The sequence below is a fragment of the Rhodococcus sp. T9N genome (genome assembly GCF_024436645.1).
Lineage (GTDB): Bacteria > Actinomycetota > Actinomycetes > Mycobacteriales > Mycobacteriaceae > Rhodococcus_F > Rhodococcus_F qingshengii.
In genome coordinates this window covers 403,842-423,251 of the sequence record NZ_JAMSKS010000003.1, presented here as the reverse complement: position 1 = coordinate 423,251, position 19,410 = coordinate 403,842, and the positions used below count along the sequence as shown (strand labels likewise).

19 protein-coding genes and 1 tRNA gene are annotated in these 19,410 nt (G+C 62.0%); 7 read left to right on the top strand and 13 right to left on the bottom strand.

The features are described from left to right. Positions 1 to 2: 2 nt before the first annotated feature. From M1L53_RS08465 to M1L53_RS08435, 7 genes are all read right to left on the bottom strand, one after another. The gene (locus tag M1L53_RS08465) at positions 3 to 989 is read right to left on the bottom strand and encodes a DUF1839 family protein (RefSeq protein WP_003946304.1); all 987 of its coding nucleotides are present in this window, start codon (positions 987 to 989) and stop codon (positions 3 to 5) included. Next, positions 989 to 1,945: an amino acid--[acyl-carrier-protein] ligase gene (locus M1L53_RS08460; RefSeq protein ID WP_007728880.1), complete on the bottom strand. Its 957-nt coding sequence runs from the start codon at positions 1,943 to 1,945 to the stop codon at positions 989 to 991. Before M1L53_RS08460 ends, M1L53_RS08465 begins: the two co-directional genes overlap by 1 nt. After that, on the bottom strand, positions 1,942 to 3,132 hold the full coding sequence (locus M1L53_RS08455) for an acyl-CoA dehydrogenase family protein (protein ID WP_042448906.1): 1,191 nt from the start codon (positions 3,130 to 3,132) through the stop codon (positions 1,942 to 1,944). Before M1L53_RS08455 ends, M1L53_RS08460 begins: the two co-directional genes overlap by 4 nt. Continuing rightward, positions 3,129 to 3,371, bottom strand: coding sequence for an acyl carrier protein (locus tag M1L53_RS08450; RefSeq protein WP_003946296.1), 243 nt, complete (start codon positions 3,369 to 3,371; stop codon positions 3,129 to 3,131). The genes M1L53_RS08455 and M1L53_RS08450 overlap by 4 nt, the downstream gene beginning before the upstream one ends. Next, positions 3,364 to 3,810, bottom strand: a complete 447-nt coding sequence (locus tag M1L53_RS08445) for a holo-ACP synthase (RefSeq protein WP_054188777.1) — start codon at positions 3,808 to 3,810, stop codon at positions 3,364 to 3,366. Before M1L53_RS08445 ends, M1L53_RS08450 begins: the two co-directional genes overlap by 8 nt. A gap of 285 nt (positions 3,811 to 4,095) precedes the next feature. Next, complete coding sequence (locus M1L53_RS08440; RefSeq protein ID WP_003946317.1) at positions 4,096 to 4,737, bottom strand: ScbR family autoregulator-binding transcription factor; 642 nt, start codon at positions 4,735 to 4,737, stop codon at positions 4,096 to 4,098. Positions 4,738 to 4,926: 189 nt separating this feature from the next. Then, complete coding sequence (locus M1L53_RS08435; RefSeq protein WP_003946303.1) at positions 4,927 to 5,580, bottom strand: TetR/AcrR family transcriptional regulator; 654 nt, start codon at positions 5,578 to 5,580, stop codon at positions 4,927 to 4,929. A 154-nt stretch (positions 5,581 to 5,734) separates the two neighbouring features. Between M1L53_RS08435 and M1L53_RS08430 the strand changes: the two genes are divergently transcribed. The 6 genes from M1L53_RS08430 (at position 5,735) to M1L53_RS08405 (ending at position 11,828) form a co-directional block, all read left to right on the top strand. Beyond that, positions 5,735 to 5,805: transfer RNA gene (locus M1L53_RS08430), tRNA-Gln, on the top strand. Between the two features lie 76 nt (positions 5,806 to 5,881). Continuing rightward, positions 5,882 to 7,333: a bifunctional UDP-N-acetylglucosamine diphosphorylase/glucosamine-1-phosphate N-acetyltransferase GlmU gene (glmU, locus tag M1L53_RS08425; protein ID WP_082900777.1), complete on the top strand. Its 1,452-nt coding sequence runs from the start codon at positions 5,882 to 5,884 to the stop codon at positions 7,331 to 7,333. Positions 7,334 to 7,404: 71 nt separating this feature from the next. After that, entirely contained in the window at positions 7,405 to 8,385 is a 981-nt protein-coding gene (locus tag M1L53_RS08420; protein WP_003946284.1) for a ribose-phosphate diphosphokinase, read from the top strand. Between the two features lie 239 nt (positions 8,386 to 8,624). Then, entirely contained in the window at positions 8,625 to 9,281 is a 657-nt protein-coding gene (locus M1L53_RS08415) for a hypothetical protein (protein WP_030536285.1), read from the top strand. Positions 9,282 to 9,360: 79 nt separating this feature from the next. Next, a complete protein-coding gene (locus M1L53_RS08410) occupies positions 9,361 to 10,941 on the top strand; it encodes an SLC13 family permease (protein ID WP_054188778.1) in 1,581 nt (526 codons plus the stop codon). Beyond that, positions 10,941 to 11,828, top strand: a complete 888-nt coding sequence (locus M1L53_RS08405; RefSeq protein ID WP_054188779.1) for a cyclase family protein — start codon at positions 10,941 to 10,943, stop codon at positions 11,826 to 11,828. Before M1L53_RS08410 ends, M1L53_RS08405 begins: the two co-directional genes overlap by 1 nt. A gap of 3 nt (positions 11,829 to 11,831) precedes the next feature. Here M1L53_RS08405 and M1L53_RS08400 read toward each other — a convergent pair whose 3' ends face one another. Together M1L53_RS08400 and M1L53_RS34865 are read right to left on the bottom strand one after the other, a co-directional pair. Beyond that, positions 11,832 to 13,037, bottom strand: a complete 1,206-nt coding sequence (locus M1L53_RS08400; protein ID WP_054188780.1) for a sorbosone dehydrogenase family protein — start codon at positions 13,035 to 13,037, stop codon at positions 11,832 to 11,834. Between the two features lie 108 nt (positions 13,038 to 13,145). After that, the gene (locus M1L53_RS34865) at positions 13,146 to 14,687 is read right to left on the bottom strand and encodes an HNH endonuclease signature motif containing protein (RefSeq protein ID WP_054188781.1); all 1,542 of its coding nucleotides are present in this window, start codon (positions 14,685 to 14,687) and stop codon (positions 13,146 to 13,148) included. A 96-nt stretch (positions 14,688 to 14,783) separates the two neighbouring features. Here M1L53_RS34865 and M1L53_RS34860 point away from each other — a divergent pair, with 96 nt between their 5' ends. Further along, on the top strand, positions 14,784 to 15,131 hold the full coding sequence (locus tag M1L53_RS34860; protein ID WP_397517559.1) for a DUF4288 domain-containing protein: 348 nt from the start codon (positions 14,784 to 14,786) through the stop codon (positions 15,129 to 15,131). A 12-nt stretch (positions 15,132 to 15,143) separates the two neighbouring features. Here the strand turns inward: M1L53_RS34860 and egtD are convergent, their stop codons facing one another. From egtD to egtA, 4 genes are read right to left on the bottom strand one after another with little or no spacing between them, the layout of a single operon-like run. Then, positions 15,144 to 16,115 (bottom strand): L-histidine N(alpha)-methyltransferase, encoded by a 972-nt coding sequence (gene egtD, locus M1L53_RS08390; RefSeq protein WP_054188783.1) that lies wholly within the window; start codon positions 16,113 to 16,115, stop codon positions 15,144 to 15,146. Further along, the gene (gene egtC, locus M1L53_RS08385; protein ID WP_007728904.1) at positions 16,112 to 16,858 is read right to left on the bottom strand and encodes an ergothioneine biosynthesis protein EgtC; all 747 of its coding nucleotides are present in this window, start codon (positions 16,856 to 16,858) and stop codon (positions 16,112 to 16,114) included. Before egtC ends, egtD begins: the two co-directional genes overlap by 4 nt. Before the next feature lies 1 nt (position 16,859). Further along, entirely contained in the window at positions 16,860 to 18,167 is a 1,308-nt protein-coding gene (gene egtB / locus M1L53_RS08380; RefSeq protein ID WP_054188784.1) for an ergothioneine biosynthesis protein EgtB, read from the bottom strand. Beyond that, on the bottom strand, positions 18,164 to 19,387 hold the full coding sequence (egtA, locus tag M1L53_RS08375; protein WP_042448924.1) for an ergothioneine biosynthesis glutamate--cysteine ligase EgtA: 1,224 nt from the start codon (positions 19,385 to 19,387) through the stop codon (positions 18,164 to 18,166). Before egtA ends, egtB begins: the two co-directional genes overlap by 4 nt. Positions 19,388 to 19,410: the final 23 nt, after the last annotated feature.

The window sequence follows — 19,410 nt, the reverse complement described above, 5'->3', positions numbered from 1 at the left end:
TGTTAGACCAACCTCAAGTGTCGATGCGAGTCGACGCCGACTGTGTCGGCAACGATTTCCATCGCCCTCTTCCACGACACGGCCATCTCGTCGAGTTGCTCACGCGGGTCCACCGCGCGGCCCCTGGAGGCACGCGCCATCTGAAACTGCACGCTCTTGGCACCGGATGCCACTTTGCGGAAATCTGGCGCAGCTTCGCCTGTCCCGGAGAAACCTGCAGTGTCCAAGAACTCGCTGGCGTCGGCAGCCAGCTCCGCGCTGGCCCCGCACTGACGAAGTAGCCCGAAGGACCAGAGGTGAAACGCATCCATACCCGCCCCCTGCACCCATTCGAGGTCGTCGATCACCTTGCGTCCCAGCTCTCGCACCGGATTACCCACCGCTCGAACCGCTACATTCCGCCGAGCCACTTCGGCGATGTTTCCGGCGTTGGTCGCGTGAACCGGATTCAACCTGATCTGTTCGACATAGGGCACAAACGAAGGAAGTGAGGAACGATCGAGATCGAAGACGCCGGAGAAATCGTCGCCTCGCAGCAAGTAGTAGCCGCTGTTGTGAAAGTACTCGAGCTCGCCGGCAACGCGATCGATCCGATTGGGCACGATCGTGGTCTTGGTGTGCCCCTCGTGATAGCTCGTTCCAAGAGTGTCGGGAAGCCAGTATCCGTCCACTTCAACCGTCGACAGCATCCCAACCGCGAGGTTGTCCTCGACATGGATCAGCGGTGCCCGCCAGACGTTCATCTCGGCGACTTCGATTCCGTACAGCGCGTAGATGTCCTCGGCCTTGAGCTTGAGGAACGTCCACTGAGTCCCGTCGAACCGCGATGAGAAGGCACATGCCAATGCCGGGACGGGGTCCAATCCCAGCGAATGCAACACTTCGATCCACAGATCCGTGTAGCAGTTGGTCTGCGCCCACACGCGGTCGTCCTGATGCAACGAATGGGGCCTGTAGCGATCAGGTGAAATGTCGATGAGCCGTGACATCAGATGCCCATTCGTTCACGAACGGAGGTTGGCCATGCAGCCACGTCAAGACCATGAGTCCGCAACAAGGACAACGCGATTCGCTCCATCCCGAAGCCGACGCACGAGCTGTGTGCCACCTCCCCCTCCGCCGTTCGGATGTCGAAGTTGACACCGAAATGGTCGAGATGGTTGTTCGAGGACACGATCGCCGTGCCCTCGTCGAGATCTCCGTAGAGCCGAACCGTCAGTTCCGTCTTGAGATTCTCTTCACGCTGGTTGGCTGCAAGCATCTTTCCGGCGCGCCCGAAGAAAGGATCATTGGCGATCACCGGGGTAGCGTCGAGTTCGAGCCGGCCGAGCACCTCGAGCCCCCGCTCGATCCAGTGCTCGCGATGCGCTCGCGCTGCCGCGGCGTCACCGATCGTCACGAACTCGTGCATCCGAAACGCCTGCATGCGAGCCGGATCGATCGCCGGTTCGTGCCGGAAGCAAAAACCGTAGATGTCCAGCAGCACTCCGCCTTCGGGGAGAACTCCGGTATACCGCGCATAGGCAGGATGGCACGCTGCGGACACGAGCATGGTCTCGGTCGGCTCGAGGTGGCGGTCCCACGATTGTCCCTCGGCGCGATCGGCCAGCAGTCGCGCGTGATCGCGATTGGAACCAGCGAAGGTGTTGATGGCGCCGGTGAGGTTGGGAAACGAAGCGATGTAGTCGGTGCGCTCGAAACTGCTCCGCGGGAACACCGGCGGGAACCGCAGCCGAGTCGCGGCGTCGCCTGGCCCCGCTGCAATCACCACTCGGTCGATACCGTCGACGATGTCCTCGAACACTCCGGAACGCCCGTAGAGTCCCGGCACCTCCGTCTCGACGAGAAGTCCTTCGACGAGCAGTTCACGTTGAAATGCAGCCCGGGCCCGATCCAGATCGGTCTCGCCTGTCACAGTCTCGGTCGTCACAGTCTCGTTCGTCACAGCGTTCCCCGGTATCCGATAGCCATGTGCGCTGAACCTGCCATGATTCGATCGTTGTTCACCATCACCGCTGCGCCGTGCGCGTCACGAAGGTGCCGACCGAGCGAGAATTCGGTGTCCTCGCGATATCCCGAGATTCCACAGATCAACATTGTCTGCCCCACGATTTCCACCACCGCTGTCGACGCTGTGACTTTCAGGTTGTTCATTGCGAGCGAAAATCCCACCGCTCCCGTCGCCTCGAAATCGGCAACGCCTTCCTCCGCGTGGACTGCGCGGTCGTACCTGCGTGCAGAGGCGCCGACGAGATCGGCGAATTGTTGTGCCGAAGCGGCAACTTCGGCGAGCCGCAGCGCTCCGGGGGAAGTGACCCCGGGCTGCTTGCGGGCGGCGGCACGCACGTACTTGCGCGCCTTCTCGACTGCAGCGTCGGCAATTCCCAACCACACCGAACTCCAGACGACGTGCGAGACCGGAAGCATCGTGTGGGTGGAGATATCGGAATACGGTACGTCGGCGACCATCTCCGGCGTCGAGGTGGCCCGAAGGATGTAACCGAGACTGCAAGTTCCCCTCAGCCCCAGTGTGTTCCACTCGGTGGTGCGTTCGAGCGTCAGGTCTGGGGTACGACACACCACGAGAACCTGATCGTTCGGCTGACTCTCCGGTGTTCGCCGAGCCGTCACGACTATCGCGTCGGAGTGTTCACCGTACGAAATGACAGGCGCGTTCTTGATCAACAGCAGGTGACCGCCCAAGTCTTCCACCGCGCAGTAACTCCGGCTGACGTCACCACCGATTCCCAGCTCAGTGGTTGCCGATGCCAACAGCAATTGCTTGTCGACCGTTTCTTCGACAAACTCGCGTAGTGCTTCGGTGTTGCCGTGCTTGACCAACGAGTATATCTGCGTCTGATGCATCGCGAAAATCATTCCGCTTGCTGCACAGCGTGTTCCGATCACACGGGCGATCTGCGACACTTCCTGCAGCGAGAGCCCTTCGCCGCCTAGTTCCCTCGGCACAGCTACGGACAGCAGCCGTTCGCTTCGCATGGCGTCGACAGCTTCACGCGGAAACCTTGCTTCTGCATCGACTTCGTCGGCCCACACCGCTGCAACTTCGTCGGCCAACCGTGCGGCCCGCTCGAGGGCCGTTCCGGTGGAGCACTGCGATTGCGGAGCGTTCATGCAGCACCCAACTCCGTCAACGCACCCTCGATCGCCTTGACGCTTGCGAAAGTACTCTTCCGCAACAACTCGTCAGGGAACTCGATGTCGAACGAATCCTCCAGCGCCAACATGACATTCACGCTCGCGTGCGACGTCAAACCCAACTCGTAAAGATCGGCCTCTCCGTCGATCGTGCTCACGTCGACTGCCAGCCGACCGTGCTCGACGAGCACTTTCCGAATTGCCTGATCAATCATCAGCGATGTCGTCCTTCTTTTCGATGCGAGCGCCCGAGCGTGTTGCGATCACCATTGCGATGGCCACGTCCGCTTCGTGCGAGATAGATACTTGAAAATCGTGCAGATCCTGGGCCCGCGCGAGTTCCGCGGCATTACCGGACAGTGTCACCCCACAGCCACCCCACTCGGCCCGAGTGATTTCGATGGAACTCCACGGAACGGGAACGTCACCAGGCCGCAGTACCTTCACCACAGCCTCTTTGGCGGCGAAACGTGCAGCCAATCGTTGATCCCGCGCCGGCCCGGTGCAGGTCTGCAATTCGTGCGGGGTGAAGGTCCGATCGAGATACCTCCGCCCGAAGAGTTCGATACTTCGAGTGACATCCACGACGTTCACTACGTCACAGCCGATCCGCGGGCCGATGTCGAGCATCGGCGTCGGCGCAGTGTCACCCATCTGTTGACTCCCCATCTGGGGTCGTACACGCCGGGCAGCCCCCTATGCTGCCCGGTGCGCCGACGCCGTCACCCTGCCCTGACAAACCTTCATTCTCAGCAATTCTTCAGCTACCGATAGAACATACCGCAATCCGAAGATTGACGGCAAGATCGGACTTCCAGATTCCCATCAACACTATAAACATACTCTTAGTTTGTTTCGAATGCAGAACAAAGAGAACAATGTCCCTACCAGGACATTTGCAGCAAATTGACCAAGGAGCAGTGCGGAGAGCCAGTGATTTCAGTGATCACTGGCAAGGCGACGGGCCGCGAATTGCCTGAAGTACTCCACTTTCGATTCCGGGACCACGATCGGCAGTATCAAGTTCCACGATGCCTTCATGGAGTCCGAAAGCTCACGAACGGTCCCGGTCGCGGCTGCCATCAGCCGGACTCCCGACGCAACTTCCAACAGGAAACGAGCAATGTCAGCAGAATCCGCGTCCGAACGCAGATCACCTTCGTCGGCCGCACGGCTGGCAAGTTCACGGTAAATGTCGAGCCACACGTCCAGAGTCGCCGGCCCGGAGCCCCGATAGTCCCCGATCTCGACCAACAAGCGGAACGTAGCTCTAACCATGGCGTCATGCGCACCGATGTCGACGATGACCGACGAAATACCGATCAGTGACTCGAGCGCGGGAGTTCGACGGTCCAACCAGAGCTCACATTTTGCGTCGAAACGTGCCGAACCCTCGTCGATCACCGCCCGCGCGAGTTCTTCCTTGGACCCGAAATGGAAGTACAGGGCGCCTTTGGTCACCTGCGACTCGGCGATGATCTCGCTCAAGCTGGCATTGGCATAGCCCAGGCGCAAGAACACACCCGCTGCTCCGCGCAGCACCGAATCACGGGTGGCTTCTGCCCGCTCTTGCCTCACCATCGATCCGGCCTCCAATCACCACACATCGAACGAATTCTTGGTCTTACCCGTTCACAGCGTCAAAATGGATGGCACGGTTCGGCATTCAACCCACCCTGCAAACAAATGAGACATTTGCCCATCAAACGATCGTGATACAGCGAACACAGCTTAGACCGCGATCCATCTCTGCGCGGCAGGCGCGCCTGGTTAACCCTCCAATTGTGGATCGGCTTCCAGATTCGTCAGCCCATTCCAACACAAATTCACGAGGTGAGCGGCGACAACTTCCTTCGACGGAGTCCGTTCGTCGAGCCACCAAGTAGCCGTAGTGGACACCATGCCGACAAGCGCCTGTGCGTACATCGTTGCTAGTCCGGGGTCGAAACCGCGTCTGGAGAAGTCCCCCGCCAATAGGTAGCCCACCTGACTGATCGCATCGTTGAGGAGGCTCGAATATGTCCCACTGGGCGCGACAACGGACGAATCGCGCACGAGTATCCGAAATCCGTCGGTGTGCTCTTCCACGTAGGTGAGCAAAGCCAACGCAACCCGCTCGACTCGAACTCTCGAGCGATTTTGTGAGAGCGAAGACGTGATCATCTCGAGGAGTCGCGACATCTCCCGGTCCACTACGACGGCGTACAGCCCCTCCTTGCCGCCGAAGTGCTCGTACACGACAGGCTTGGACACGTTCGCGCGCTGGGCGATCTCCTCGATCGAGGTCGCTTCGTATCCCCGTTCGGCGAACAATGCCCGCCCGATCTCGATCAGCTGTTGCCGACGTTGGGTACCGGTCATCCGGATCCGTGTCACTCGTTCGGGAACTGGATCCCCGCCACCCGAACCGGACACCGTCGCCATTGTCTTCCTCTCGCCGACACACAAATCACTGCTGTGGACGCTCAGCCTATCGGGACTTCGGGGGCCCGATCGGAGGAGCGGTTCGACCTACGGCGGGTCGGCATGCGATTATTCTTTCGCGCGTTCGGCCGCAAGGCTCGGCAATGCGTGGCAATCCGCCGTGGTGTAATGGCAGCACCTCTGATTTTGGTTCAGATAGTTCAGGTTCGAGTCCTGGCGGCGGAGCTGGTGAACAACATGCTTTCCCGAGCGGAATGTATGTCTTGATCGACAGTTTGATCGACAGAGGGAGCTCAAACCAGTGCAGACCGCCGTGATCGTTCTCGCAGCGGGTGCCGGTACACGAATGAAGTCGAAGACTCCCAAGGTCCTCCACACTCTCGCCGGACGCAGCATGCTGGCACATTCGCTTCACGCGGCAACCTCACTGAATCCCACGCACCTGGTGACCGTCGTCGGTCACGATCGTGAGCGTGTCACCGAAGCCGTGAACGCAGTCGCCGGGGAACTGGACCGTTCCGTCACCGTCGCTGTTCAGGACGAGCAGAAGGGCACCGGGCACGCTGTCAGTTGTGGGCTCGAGGGGTTGCCGGCCGACTTCTCCGGGACCGTACTCGTCACAGCCGCCGACGTGCCTCTGCTCGACGGAAAGACCATCGCAGACCTCCTCGCCCAGCACACGGCTGCTCCCGCGGCCGCGGTGACGGTGTTGACGTCGACGGCCGTCGACCCCACCGGCTACGGGCGAATCCTTCGTACGACGGACGGCGAGGTGAACGCCATAGTCGAGGAGAAGGAAGCCACCGATTCGCAGCGCTCGATCACCGAAGTCAATTCAGGGGTCTACGCCTTCGACTTCGAAACTCTGCGCGACGCGCTGGCGTCCCTCGACTCCAACAACGCACAACACGAGTTCTATCTCACCGATGTGATCATGATCGCCCGTCGCGCGGGCAAGCGTGTTCGTGCTCAGCACATCGCGGATTCGGTTCTCGTCGCGGGCGCCAACGATCGCGTGCAGCTCTCGACGCTCGCCCGCGAGATGAACCGTCGGATCCTCGAGAAGTGGATGCGTGCCGGCGTCACCGTCGTCGATCCTGCGAGCACATGGATAGATTGCGACGTGCACGTCGCACAGGACGTGACGCTCCTGCCCGGAGTTCAGTTGACCGGCACAACCTCGGTGGGCGAAGACGCCGTGATCGGCCCGGATACCACCTTGGACAACGTGACCGTCGGTGAGCGCGCAGTAGTCGTCCGCTCGCACGGGACCGACTCCGTTGTCGGCGCGGACGCGACTGTGGGCCCCTTCGCCTATCTCCGGCCTGGTACCCGCCTCGGGGCACACGGCAAGATCGGCGCTTACGTGGAAACCAAGAACGCGGATATCGGCGAGCATTCGAAGATTCCGCATCTTACCTACGTCGGCGACGCCACCATCGGCCATCACAGCAATATCGGAGCTTCGAGCGTCTTCGTCAATTACGACGGGGTGAACAAGAGCCGTACTGTGGTGGGGTCGCATGTCCGAACAGGCTCCGACACCATGTTCGTCGCCCCTCTCGTCGTGGGAGACGGCGCATACACGGGTGCGGGCACGGTCTTGAAGAACGACGTACCGCCTGGGGCGCTCGCCGTCTCGGGTGGGGTGCAGCGCAACATCGAGGGCTGGGTCCAGAAGAATCGTCCCGGCACACCCGCGGCCGATGCCGCTGCAGCAGCTGCACAACCTGACGGCCCTGCAACAACCTGACAGCCCTGCACAACAGACAGCACAGATCACCACCAGATCGACCGGCAAGTACAAAAGGACGGCATGAACCAGTGACTGCGAATTGGATCGACAACCAGAAGAACCTGATGTTGTTCTCGGGTCGCGCACATCCCGAGTTGGCGGAGCAGGTGGCGAAGGAACTCGACATCCGCGTCACCCCGCAGACCGCGCGCGACTTCGCGAACGGTGAGATCTTCGTTCGATTCGAAGAGTCGGTTCGCGGCTCCGATGCGTTCGTCCTGCAGAGTCATCCGGCACCGCTGAACACGTGGGTGATGGAGCAGCTCATCATGATCGACGCTCTCAAGCGTGGATCGGCAAAGCGCATCACCGCCGTTCTTCCGTTCTACCCGTACGCCCGCCAGGACAAGAAGCATCGCGGACGCGAGCCGATCTCCGCTCGCCTGATTGCCGACCTGCTCAAGACCGCCGGCGCCGATCGCATCATCACGGTCGACCTGCATACCGATCAGATCCAGGGCTTTTTCGACGGCCCCGTCGATCACATGCACGCACACAGCCAGTTGGCCAACCACATTCGCGCGGGCTACAACCTCGAGAACATCACGGTGGTGTCCCCCGACTCGGGCCGCGTTCGTGTCGCCGAGAAGTGGGCCGACTCGCTCGGCGGAGCACCGCTGGCATTCATTCACAAGACGCGCGACCCGTTGGTACCCAACCAGGTCAAGTCCAACCGCGTCGTCGGTGAGGTCGAAGGTCGCACCTGCATCCTGATCGACGACATGATCGACACCGGCGGAACCATCGCTGGCGCGGTCAAGGTGCTCAAGGAGGCCGGTGCAGGTGACGTCGTCATCGCTGCAACCCACGGCGTCCTCTCCGACCCTGCGGCCGAGCGTCTGTCGACGTGTGGCGCGAAGGAAGTTGTTGTCACCAACACACTTCCGATCGACGAGTCGAAGAAGTTCCCGACGCTGACGGTGCTGTCCATCGCACCGCTGCTCGCTCGCACCATCAAGGAAGTTTTCGAGAACGGTTCTGTGACTTCGCTGTTCAACGGCAGCGCCTAGTCTCGCGCCGCACTACGGGCGCGTACCTGTGACTTCACGGTCACCGGTACGCGCCCGTCGTCGTCTTCGTGAAGGTCTCAGAAACAGACCACACGGTCATCATGAAACCACCTGTGGGACACACGAATACCGCCGAATGCGACGATTGACATGATCTTGATCACGCTACCGTCGAGAAACCCAGGTCGATGTTGGGGCGGTGTTCACCGCGCCGCAATCTTCGCCTAGTGTGGCTCGTCGTGATCGACGCGCAAACCCTGGAATCCCGGCCCGAATCTCATTCCCTGAATTCATCAGTTCCGACGATCCGGCGGTGGCGCCCAGGATCTTGTGTCTGGTGCGGAGACGACAACTCCGTGGACATGTTCCGCAACGAACCCCGCTGCGGAAAATGCCGTGAAAACGAAGGCATCATCGACGACGCCAAGCGCTTCCTCGGCATGTACGGTCTGCGCCCGCTCGGCGGCACGCTGCAGTCCGACGACGACGAAGAGCGCGAGTACCGCGTCAACGCACGCGAGGCACGCCGAGTCCTGAACGAGATCCGTATGGACGTCCTTCCTGATGCAGCCGCTGTTCGCAAGGCAATTCGGCCCCGCGCCGCAACGGTTGTCGCCGACACGTCACCCGCACGCGCTTCCCGCCCCGCCAGCACGGGCACAGCGACGCGCGTTGCCGCTCCGGTCAAGACCGACACCGTGGACATCGACACGCTCCAGACGCGCGTCCTAGGGCTTCTCGATCAGCTCGGTTCGATCGACGAGCAGATCAAGGTCGCCGAACTCGCACAAGGGTTGCCGGCTCGCGCACGACTGAGCGATCTGAACAAGCAGAAGGCCACGGTTCTTCGCACGCTGGCCGCTCTCGAGAAGGCCCGCATCGCCGCCTCCAACTAATTCCCCTCGCGTCCGTCCCACGGCCCCGTCTCACTTGCGAGACGGGGCCGTTCTGTATGAGCAGGTACCTTTACGAATCGTGAATGACATCACCATCACTTTCGTCGTGCTTGCACTGGTCGTGGCACTGTTCGTGATCGGCCGAATCCCGGTCGGCATCATCGCGATCGGCACTGCCCTGGCGCTGTACGCCACCGGTGTGATCACGATGGAGCAGGCGCTCGCCGGATTCGGCGATCCCACGGTGGTGTTCATCGCCGCGCTTTTTGTCGTCAGCGAAGCCCTCGACGCCACCGGTGTCACCACATGGGCGGGCGAGAAACTGCTGGCGAAAGTCGGCGAATCCCGAGTCCGTCTCGTGAGTGCGATCATGTTGCTGGTTGCCGCGTTGACCGCATTGATCAGCGTCAACGGGGCCGTAGCCGCGTTGGTACCGATGGTGGTCGTCTTGGCGGTACGTCTCGGTAAATCGACGTCACAACTGCTTCTGCCGTTGGCATTTGCCGCCCATGCCGGATCGATGCTCACCTTGACCGGAACACCGGTCAACATCATCGTTTCCGAAGCCGCCGAGGAATCCGGGGCCGGTGCTTTCGGGTTCTTCAGTTTCACCTTGGTCGGTGCGCCGCTCGTATTGGGAACGATTGCGATCGCCGTACTTCTCGGTCCTCACGTCCTCCCCCATCGTGCGGGGACGTCGATGTCGCCTGACCTGAGCCGGCATGCCAAGACCCTCGCGAAGCAGTATCAGCTCATGGGAAAGGATGCGCCGTCCGCAGAGCCCTTGATCACCAAGCACGACGGCGTGGTCGAAGTGATCATCCCGCCGCGCTCGGAAATGATCGGCGACAGGGCTTTTCCGGGCATGGTGACCGACAGTGGAGATCTGGTGATACTCGCAGTCCAGCGCGCCGGTGAGGACTGCGGCCCCAAGGGCGTCAAGTTGGCGGCCGGTGACACGCTTCTCCTGCAAGGAAGCTGGGACGATCTCGACACCCACACCGCCGTCGATCCGAACGTCCTCGTGGTCGACGCGCCTGCCCAGATCCGTAAGCAGGCAGCCCCGTTGGGAACCCGCGCGGTCATCGCTCTCGTCATCGTCGCGGCGATGGTAGTGATGCTGACGTTCGGATTGGTGCCGTCGGCGATAGCCGGACTCCTCGCGGCATGTGCGATGGTGCTGCTACGAGTCATCAGCGTCGAGCAGGCGCATCGGTCCATCTCGTGGACAACGTTGATTCTCGTCGGCGGAATGATCCCGCTGTCGACCGCAATCCAGCAGACCGGCGCGGCCGAAAAGCTCGCGCATGCGTTTGTCGACGTCGTCGGTGGGGCAAGCCCGTATGTCGTCGTCGCTGGACTCTTCGTCGTGACGGCGACTCTGGGCCAGCTGATCAGCAACACTGCAACCGCGTTGATCATCACGCCGATCGCGATCTCGGTCGCCATCGAACTCGACATCTCGGTGCTGCCCCTTCTGATGACGGTCACCGTCGCTGCCGCGGCCTCCTTCCTGACGCCTGTAGCCACTCCCGCCAACATGATGGTGATGGGCCCTGGTGGTTACAAGTTCGGCGACTACTGGAAGCTCGGACTCCCGATGTTGTTGTGGTTCCTGATAGTTGCAACGGTGTTGATCCCAGTGATCTGGAGTTTCTGATGTGCTCACCGAAGGTCTTGTCGGAGGTCTACGAATCGATAGGACGCGAAGGCAGGAAGATCAGCCGTCGATCGATGTTCGCGGCGCTGGGCACCGGTGCCCTCGGCGCGACCGTCATGGCCGGCGCTGTACAGCCCACTGCGTCGGCAGCACCAACAGGTCAGACCATCGTCGATCTGACCCACGTACTGACGCCGGAGTTCCCGGTGTGGCCGGGCGCGCGCTCGTTCGAGATGAGGAACCTGGCGAAGATCGCCGACGCCGGCGGGTCTCTGGGCTCGCTCGGCTCCGCCGAGTCAGGTGGAAACTTCTACCTCAACGAACTCCGCCTCGAAGAACACACTGGTACTCACATCGACGCTCCCGCACACGCCAGTGCGGACGGAATCACCGTCGAGAAGATTCCCGTCGCCGACCTCGTCGTGCCGATTGCGGTCGTCGACATCAGTGCCCGAGCCTCCGTCGACCCCGACACACTGCTCACCCGCCAGGACATCCTCGATTGGGAGTCCCTCCACGGGACCATCGCTCCCCGCAGCCTGGTTGCGATGAACTCGGGTTGGGATACCCGGGCCGGTGCCGGTGGCGCCTTCACGAATCGAGATGCACTCGGCGTGCAACACACACCGGGATTCAACCCCGAGGCGATCGACTTTCTCGTCCGCGAGCGCAACATCGTCGCCGTGGGCTCGGACACCCTCAGCATCGACGCGGGCCGAAGCACCACCCACGGGGCTCACCGAAGCGCTTTGGGCTCAGGAAAGTACGCAGTCGAAGCCCTCGCAAATCTGTCCGCACTTCCGGCCGTCGGCGCCACGGTGATGGTGGGAGCGCCGACGCATGCGGGTGGTTCGGGTGGTCCGTGCCGGGTCATCGCCTGGTACTGAAGATCAGGGCGTGGGCGTCACCCGCAGCACCTTGTCGCCGGCGCCGTTGTCGGTGGTCACCAGGAGCGAGCCGTCGGGCGTCGGGGTCACCGACCGCAAGCGACCGAACTGGTTCTCCAACCCGAAGGTCTGCGCGTCGACCGAGCGTCCGTCGGCATTCAGGCGGAGGAAGATCAGTTCCTTGCTCTTGAGGCCACCCATTACGAGCGCACCGTCCCAGGCACCCCATGCAGCTCCACCGGTGAAGGCAGCGCTGGCGGTAGCCAACGTCGAGCTACCCGAACGCCACACCGCCGCAATTGCTCCCGGCACTCGCACCGGGTCGGTCATCGGCACGGATTCGTCGTACGTTCCGGGAAGCCGATCCGGGCGGTAGCCGTAATTTCCGCCGGGGGTAAGCAGGTTGACTTCGTCGTCGACGCTTGTGCCCTGTTCAACCGAGTACACCCGGCCGGTTCCGGGTTGCACGGCCAAGCCTTGGACGTTGCGGTGCCCGAGCGTGTAGACCGGGCTGGAAGCATTCGGATTCCCCGCCGCCGGAGTTCCGTCGGCGTTGATGTGCAAGACCTTGCCGCCCAGCGAATTCGGATCCTGGGGGACGCTCGGCGTCGCGGTGTCACCCGTCCCGACGAACAGCGTTCCGTCCTGCGCCGCAAGAATTCGGCAACCCCCGTGACGCCCGGACGAGACCGGGATTCCTGGCAATACAGTTCCGGTTCGCGTGAGTGCGGTCCATCCGGCGTCGACGGTCCACGCGATCACTCGAACGTCCGTGACTCCCCCAGCGCTGAATCCTTGGCAGGTGTACAGGGTGCGCGACTGAGCGAAGTCGCGAGCAAGCGCGATGCCCATGAGCCCGGTTTCGGACTGCGCGTAGAGATCCGAAAGGTCAGCAGCGACTGGACCTGTCGTGTTGTCGCCTCGGCGAACGAAGAATCCGCCGGATCGTTGTCCGGTCAGGATTGCACCGTCCGGGGCCGCCACCACGTCCCAGGGGTGGTCGAGTCCGTCGACCAGTGTGGTGACCGACAACTGCGGGAGGGTGTCCTCGATGGGTATGTCCGGGTCGTCGCTCCCCAACGATCCGGTGCTTCCGTTGCCGAAACTGCCGGGGTCGAAGGGGAATGGTTGAGCCACGCTCTGCGTTACCGGCATCACCAGTACTGCAGTCAGGGCCACGGTCAATGCGGCGAGCTTCGGATGACGCACGCGTTCTCCTCGGGTCGGAAACCGTTCTGCGCCTCACTATAAACAGACAAACACCATTTTTCGGGCCCTCTCGCTATACCCGCAGGCCACAGGAGAAACGAAACCCCTTCAGAAGTCGGCAAACTCCGGCAAAGCGTTCGCCAGTGGGGATGCGTTACGTCTTGATGCAGATCGTGCCTTCCGCCAGCCGGGCACACTCCAGTCCAGGAGGTATTCGAGATCCGCTTCCACTCCCCTGTCCCGAAGTCCGAAACGTCGTTCCAGCGCATCGTCGTCCGTCAAATGCAGTCTCGCCGCGTCGGGCACTCTCAGTTCGGGGTCACAGAATGGGCCTACGGGCGCGGTAACCGTTCGTCGTCCTGACGGATCTTTCCACTCCAGAAGACCACCTCCGATTTGCTTCACTGTCCACCTGCCAAACGTCTTCAGTCGGTGATGTTTTCGACACAGACAGGCCAAGTTCCGTTCTGCAGTAGGCCCTCCCTGAGCGGGGTTGCCGTGATCGAACGGCACCGTGTGATCGATATCGCAACTATCAGAACGCACAACACAATTCGGAAAGCGGCACGTACCGTCTCGCGTCCTTACAATCGTCACCAACGCCGCGGACGGCTGGTACGTGGATTCACCGCGCCGCGAACCACTGTTCCTTCTCGAGCGATTATCCCTTGCCGCAGCGGGCAATATCTCCGGTGAGCGCATCGACCGACCCACGCCGAGCACCGGTCCGACTGCCCCCGCAGTCGAACAATGTTGCACCTCGGACGGTGCAAGGGTGAGGACTCTCTGCCACGTGGCGTCCGCGGCGATCGCGCGCGCATGGTCGGCATCGATGTGGCCGTACCCCTGCAAATAGCCTGGCAGGTCGTCGAATCCGAGCAGGGTGGAGGCGTTGACACCCACAAGAATTGTCGCAATCGGGAGCGCGGAGGTCTTCGTATCATCCCTACGGGTGCAATCGCCGTCGCACTGACAATCCAACGACGTCTTTCCTTCCGCCAATGCGATCAGTGCATCGGCACGCCGTTGCCCGAAAGTTCTCGGATCGGAACCACAGACCTGCATCGACATCGCACGGAGCCTCGTGGCCAAAGTCTGAGCGCCGACCGCTGGAAGCATTCCGTCCAGAGTCGACATACCGTCGTGCGACGCGCACGTCCGAACGTCCCGATCCGCCTCCGCACGAACTCGCCTGGCACGCACCCCATCAGGGTCGTGCCGAGCAATGAGACCTCGTGCGCGCGCCTTCAACTTGTTACCGGTTACACGGCAGGCACCGTCCACGAGGAGTCGCTCGATGTCATCGAGCGCGTGCTCGGAAACGTTGGCGAGAGCTTCGGACAGTGCCATCGCTTTGGCCAGATCGATGTCACCGCAAGCAAAAGCGGCCGCCACCCGCGGAAGTCGCCAGCGCAGGTCACATCCCAGTGCAATCATTTTCTGCGCGGCGTACTCCGTAATGCTCAGTATCGACGCGATCTCCACGTGCGCGAATTGACCCCGAAAAGCCTCATTGACTCCAACCGCGGCATCCTCCTCACAACGGTCCAAGTACAGCGCAGTGACCGCGTCGATCTCGAGGAAGTGGGCGCGCGCGATTTCCGCATGCTGCCGAAACAGCGCGTCCGCGGAAGTCTTCGATTCGAACATATGAGCGATTCTACGGGCGCCCACCGACAAGTTTTTGCGAAATCCCGGGGTATTCACCGATACCTTTTGCGCTCCGATGTCACTACGTTCAATCGCATGACTCAGCATCCGACACGAGATCAACCGTACTTCGGCATAGCGATATTCGAGTTGGGGAAGAATGACGGGGTCGGGTGCTTCTACCGAGAGGACTGTTATCTCATCTGGGCTGGCGACCCCGCTGAGGCGCAGTCAAAATTCGAGCGCAAGGCCGGCGAGCAGGAGTATCCGCTCGGCGCGAGCGATGACCAGTCCTATGTAAAACTCGCGCATCTCGTGGATCTTGCGCCGGTGTCGGACGCTGTCCATACCGGCACCGCAGATCTCTACTCTCGACACTTCTCAAATATTGCCGCCTACAGAACTTTTGAGACACTTCTAGGGGGGGGAGACAGCATCCTCTGACAAGCGCCCACTTCACGCCCGCTGCGCGCACAACAGCGCAAAGCGCTGATCCTGATCCGTCCACACCTTCCGTACCCCGAAGCCCGCGGACGCGAGTTCCGCGGCAATCCCTTCCTCGGTGAACTTCGCCGAGATCTCGGTGCGCAGCTGCTCGCCCGCTGCGAAGGTGATCTCCAGATCCAGGTCGTCGATGTGCACCGAGACTTCACGAAGTGCTTCCAGGCGCATCTCGATCCACTCGTTCTCGGCATCCCAGAGCGCGACGTGACGGAAGTCCTCCAAGGGAAAGTTCGCTCCCAGTTGCTTGTTCAGGACCGAGAGAACATTGAGATTGAACTGCGCAGTCACACCGGCAGCGTCGTCGTAGGCGGGCACGAGGACTGCGGGATCGATCACCAATCCCACGCCCAGGATCAGGTTCTCACCGGGATCGAGCACCGCTGCAATGCCCGAGAGGAACTCGGCGCGTTCTGCCGGAATGAGATTGCCGAGAGTTCCACCGAGAAAAGCGACCGCGCGCCGTCCACCCCCGGGTAGATGATGCAGCGAACCGGTGAAGTCACTGACCACCCCTACCACGTCGATTCCGGGAAACTCGGCACCGACTTGCTGCGCCGCACCTTCGAGGGCCGTCACCGAAACATCCTGTGGTACATACGTTCGCAGAGTTCCGCGAGCCGTCATCGCGTCGAGGAGTAACCGCGTCTTCTCAGAGGAACCTGAACCCAGTTCGATCAGGATCTCGGGTTCGGTCAACGCCGCGATCTCGTCGGCGTACCGAGCGAGCAGGCCGCGTTCGGTACGGGTGGGGTAATACTCGGGTAAGGCCGTGATCTCCTCGAACAGTTCACTTCCACGCGCGTCGTAGAACCATTTGGGCGAGAGCCACTTCGGCGTAGCGGTCAAGCCCTCCCTGGCCTCGGCTCGCAATGCGTCGACCGATTCGGCCGGTGTCAGATAAACCTCGAGCGTAGGGGTTTTCATTGTTCTCCCATCGGTATCGGGGTGATGATCAAATGGCCGGGACGCGCGCAGACGATGTGCCGGTCCGGCACCTGCTCCCAGTCCGGTGAACGATCGGACGGTTCGGAAACGATCAGTGCCCGCGACTCGTCGACCCGCGTGTACAACGTGTGGCCCCACGCCGTGGCCCACAGTTCCTGCCCGTCGCCGAACAGGAGGTTCAATCGTGAATCCGGTGCCGCCGCAGCCACATCGTGAACGAGGCTCGTCACGGCGGCTTCCGCGGGCTTCGACTTCAACCGATGCCGAAGCACTGTCCACAACAAGGCAGCATCCGTCGGCGCGGGCATCTTCAGCAATTCGACGGCCGGAACTTCTGCTGCCAAGTCGGCGAGTGAGCCAGGCCAACCGGATACCGCTCCGTTGTGGCTGAAAGCGTAGGTTCCGTCGACGAACGGTGCGCAGGCACCGATCTCGACGGCCATCCCCTCCGTCGCGGAACGTACGGCGGCGAGAACGGATCCGGAAACGATGTGGGACAACGTCTCGTCGACTGTCGGGTCCGACCAGATCGGCGAGATACTGCGGTACCGTCCCTGCCTTCCACCGTTCCACCACACCGCGCCGAATCCGTCGGCATTGATGGTCCCGCCGCCACGCATCTCGCGAGGTGCCCACGACTGTCGCATCAGTGAGTTCTCGCCGTCGTGGAGGAGTTCACGAACCGAACGCGGCGGCCCGAGATACCCGAGGTGCCGACACATGTCAGGATCTACCCGAAATCGTTCTGGCGCAGCGAAAACCCGAGAAGATCTGGCGCCTGATCGGGTGGTCCCAGTTGCGGAACGTCCCCCGGCAGGCAACGCTGTCGGTCCCGAACGATCCCCCTCGCAACACTTTGTAGTCGCCGCCGAAGAACACCTCCGAGTACTCCCGGTAGGGGAAGGCCCGGAAACCCGGATACGGATGGAAACCCGAAGACGTCCACTCCCACACGTCGCCGATCAACTGCTCGACACCCGCTGCCGATGCACCCGCCGGGTACGAGCCGACGCCCGCTGGACCGAGATGGCGCTGACCGAGATTGGCAAGTTTCTCGTCTGCGGACACGTCCCCCCACGGGAACCGTCGTGATCTCCCGGTTTCCGGATCCCACCGCGCGGCCTTTTCCCATTCCGCCTCGGTGGGAAGCCGTTTGCCTGCCCAACTCGCGTAGGCCTCGGCTTCGTAGAAGCTCACATGCACGACGGGCTTGTCCGGTGGGACCGGAGCCTCGACGCCGAAAGTCTCGTGCCACCAACCCGAACTGTCGCGTTCCCAGAACAGTGGTGCACGGAGCTTCGCGTCGACGCGATGCCGCCAACCGTCACGGGACCACAGTTCCGGTCGGGAATAGCCGCCGTCCTCGATGAATTCGACGAACTGCCCGTTGGTGACCGGGAATCTGTCGATCGCGAAGTCGGTGAGATAGACCTGATGCGCAGTGCGCTCGTTGTCGAGTGCCCACGGTTCGTCGTCGGTCCCCATGACGAAGGGGCCGGCGGGGATCGTGACCTCGTCGAGTTCCGGCATGCGGGCCGCTTGCGGAGCGGGTGTGGCAACGAGTGCCGTGGGTCCCGAACGCAATTGGTGGGTTGCGAGCATGGTTTCGGCGTGTTGCTGCTCGTGCTGCGCGATCATCCCGAAGGCAAAACCGTCCATGTCGAGTTCTGTGCGTCCGAAGGTGCTGGCTTCGAGCACATCCCAGACCTTCCCGCGAACCGTACGTACGTATTCGCGCGCCTCGGCCGGGTTGAGCAGGGGAAGTGTGGGTCTTGACGATCTCGAATGCTTGAACGCGTCGTACAGCTCGTCTATGTCGCTACGCACCGGATCGCGGCCACCGACATCTCGCACCAGCCAGAGTTCCTCTTGATTGCCGATATGCGCCAGGTCCCACACGAGTGGACTCATCAACGGAGAATGCTGAGCGACCAATTCGGTATCGTCGACGCAGTCGGTGAGCAGCGTCGACCGTTCACGCGCTCGCAGAAGTACGGCCTCGACCGCTTCCTTGGTGATCTCCCCCGTCATGTGTCGCTCTCACCGGGCACAATTGCGCGACAACACCGTTCGGCTGCGGCATCGAGAAGACGGACAAACTGCGGCTCCGGCGCGTACGACGCGGCAAGCGACATCAGAGAGGTTGCCGCCGAACGCAGTTCGACGTCGTCCAAACCGTACTCTGCCGCATCCCGCCATCTCCCGGCCGTCGACGCTGCGGCATCACTCGCCTCACGCATCACGGCAGGCCCGGACAGCAACGCGTCGATCGCTGCTACCGGTACTCGCCACAGATCTCCCGGCTGCGCATCGATGTAGCGAACCTCCAGATGGCCGACAGCGCGAACCGGCGGGAACAGCGTGGACAGGTGATAGTCCAAGTCCGCCCAGACGGGTCGGCGTCCGATCTCGGCATCCACAGCGCCGTCTATCCAGTCCCCGAAAGTGGCACCCCGCGGAGCCGTCCAATCGTCGCCCTCGTTTCGCACACACATCAGCGGAACATCGAGCGCCCAGCCGGCGTAGTCCTGCACTTCCGGGACTGCGACCGTTCGCCAGGAATCGAGTTCGAGCCACGTCCGCATGCGTTGGGACGCCCAATCCCCTCTCGGAACCCCTTGCAAGCGTGGAGAACACGCAAACGCAGCGATGAGCGCCGGCCCCATGTCCCCGAGGAGCCGCCAACGCTGGGCAATGGACTCCGGGCTGCCGCCGGCATCGACACTGACCTGCACTGCTGCTGTATTGCACATCATCAAGGTGCCGTACGGTCCTATCCCGGCGAAGCGGGATTCCATTGCGCAATAGCGTGGCAACCGGAGAATCCGGGAAGGTGGGCGGGCGACGTCGGCCGCGGCAGAACTGATTTCGATGGAGTACGACGCGAGGAGTGTTTCGAGAGTACGACGGTCTTCGTCGAGACAGTCACACAGTTCTCGGGCGGACGTCCGCGGCGCTGACGAGAGTTCGATCTGTCCGCCAGGTTCTACGGTGACGAGGCTGCCACGAGGAAGCGGAACCGCTGGTGAATCCGGGTCGATACTGGTGGGCGCGTATCGCCCGAGTGCCTTTGCCAGAGTCGCTGCTGACGGCCGCTCCCCACCGGGAACCTGGCTGGTCAGCCACTCGAGCTCAGCTCCGACCAAACGGGGTGGCCCCTGTTTGAAGCACACACCACCGACGTAGGCCTCGGCCGCAGGACGTGAATCCACCTGCGTGGTCTGTGCTGCTGTCAACGCTGCTGTCACCATTCGACTTCCCCTTCGGGCGGTCT

What these genes read in the sequence shown, in the direction of transcription:
- egtD (WP_054188783.1), bottom strand. Translation starts at nt 16,115, where the DNA reads ATGAAAACCCCTACGCTCGAGGTTTATCTGACACCGGCCGAATCGGTC.
- egtA (WP_042448924.1), bottom strand. Translation starts at nt 19,387, where the DNA reads ATGGTGACAGCAGCGTTGACAGCAGCACAGACCACGCAGGTGGATTCA.
- M1L53_RS08440 (WP_003946317.1), bottom strand. Translation starts at nt 4,737, where the DNA reads ATGGTGAGGCAAGAGCGGGCAGAAGCCACCCGTGATTCGGTGCTGCGC.
- M1L53_RS08455 (WP_042448906.1), bottom strand. Translation starts at nt 3,132, where the DNA reads ATGAACGCTCCGCAATCGCAGTGCTCCACCGGAACGGCCCTCGAGCGG.
- M1L53_RS08465 (WP_003946304.1), bottom strand. Translation starts at nt 989, where the DNA reads ATGTCACGGCTCATCGACATTTCACCTGATCGCTACAGGCCCCATTCG.
- M1L53_RS08405 (WP_054188779.1), top strand. Translation starts at nt 10,941, where the DNA reads ATGTGCTCACCGAAGGTCTTGTCGGAGGTCTACGAATCGATAGGACGC.
- egtC (WP_007728904.1), bottom strand. Translation starts at nt 16,858, where the DNA reads ATGTGTCGGCACCTCGGGTATCTCGGGCCGCCGCGTTCGGTTCGTGAA.
- M1L53_RS08445 (WP_054188777.1), bottom strand. Translation starts at nt 3,810, where the DNA reads ATGGGTGACACTGCGCCGACGCCGATGCTCGACATCGGCCCGCGGATC.
- M1L53_RS34865 (WP_054188781.1), bottom strand. Translation starts at nt 14,687, where the DNA reads ATGTTCGAATCGAAGACTTCCGCGGACGCGCTGTTTCGGCAGCATGCG.
- M1L53_RS34860 (WP_397517559.1), top strand. Translation starts at nt 14,784, where the DNA reads ATGACTCAGCATCCGACACGAGATCAACCGTACTTCGGCATAGCGATA.
- M1L53_RS08450 (WP_003946296.1), bottom strand. Translation starts at nt 3,371, where the DNA reads ATGATTGATCAGGCAATTCGGAAAGTGCTCGTCGAGCACGGTCGGCTG.
- egtB (WP_054188784.1), bottom strand. Translation starts at nt 18,167, where the DNA reads ATGACGGGGGAGATCACCAAGGAAGCGGTCGAGGCCGTACTTCTGCGA.
- M1L53_RS08435 (WP_003946303.1), bottom strand. Translation starts at nt 5,580, where the DNA reads ATGGCGACGGTGTCCGGTTCGGGTGGCGGGGATCCAGTTCCCGAACGA.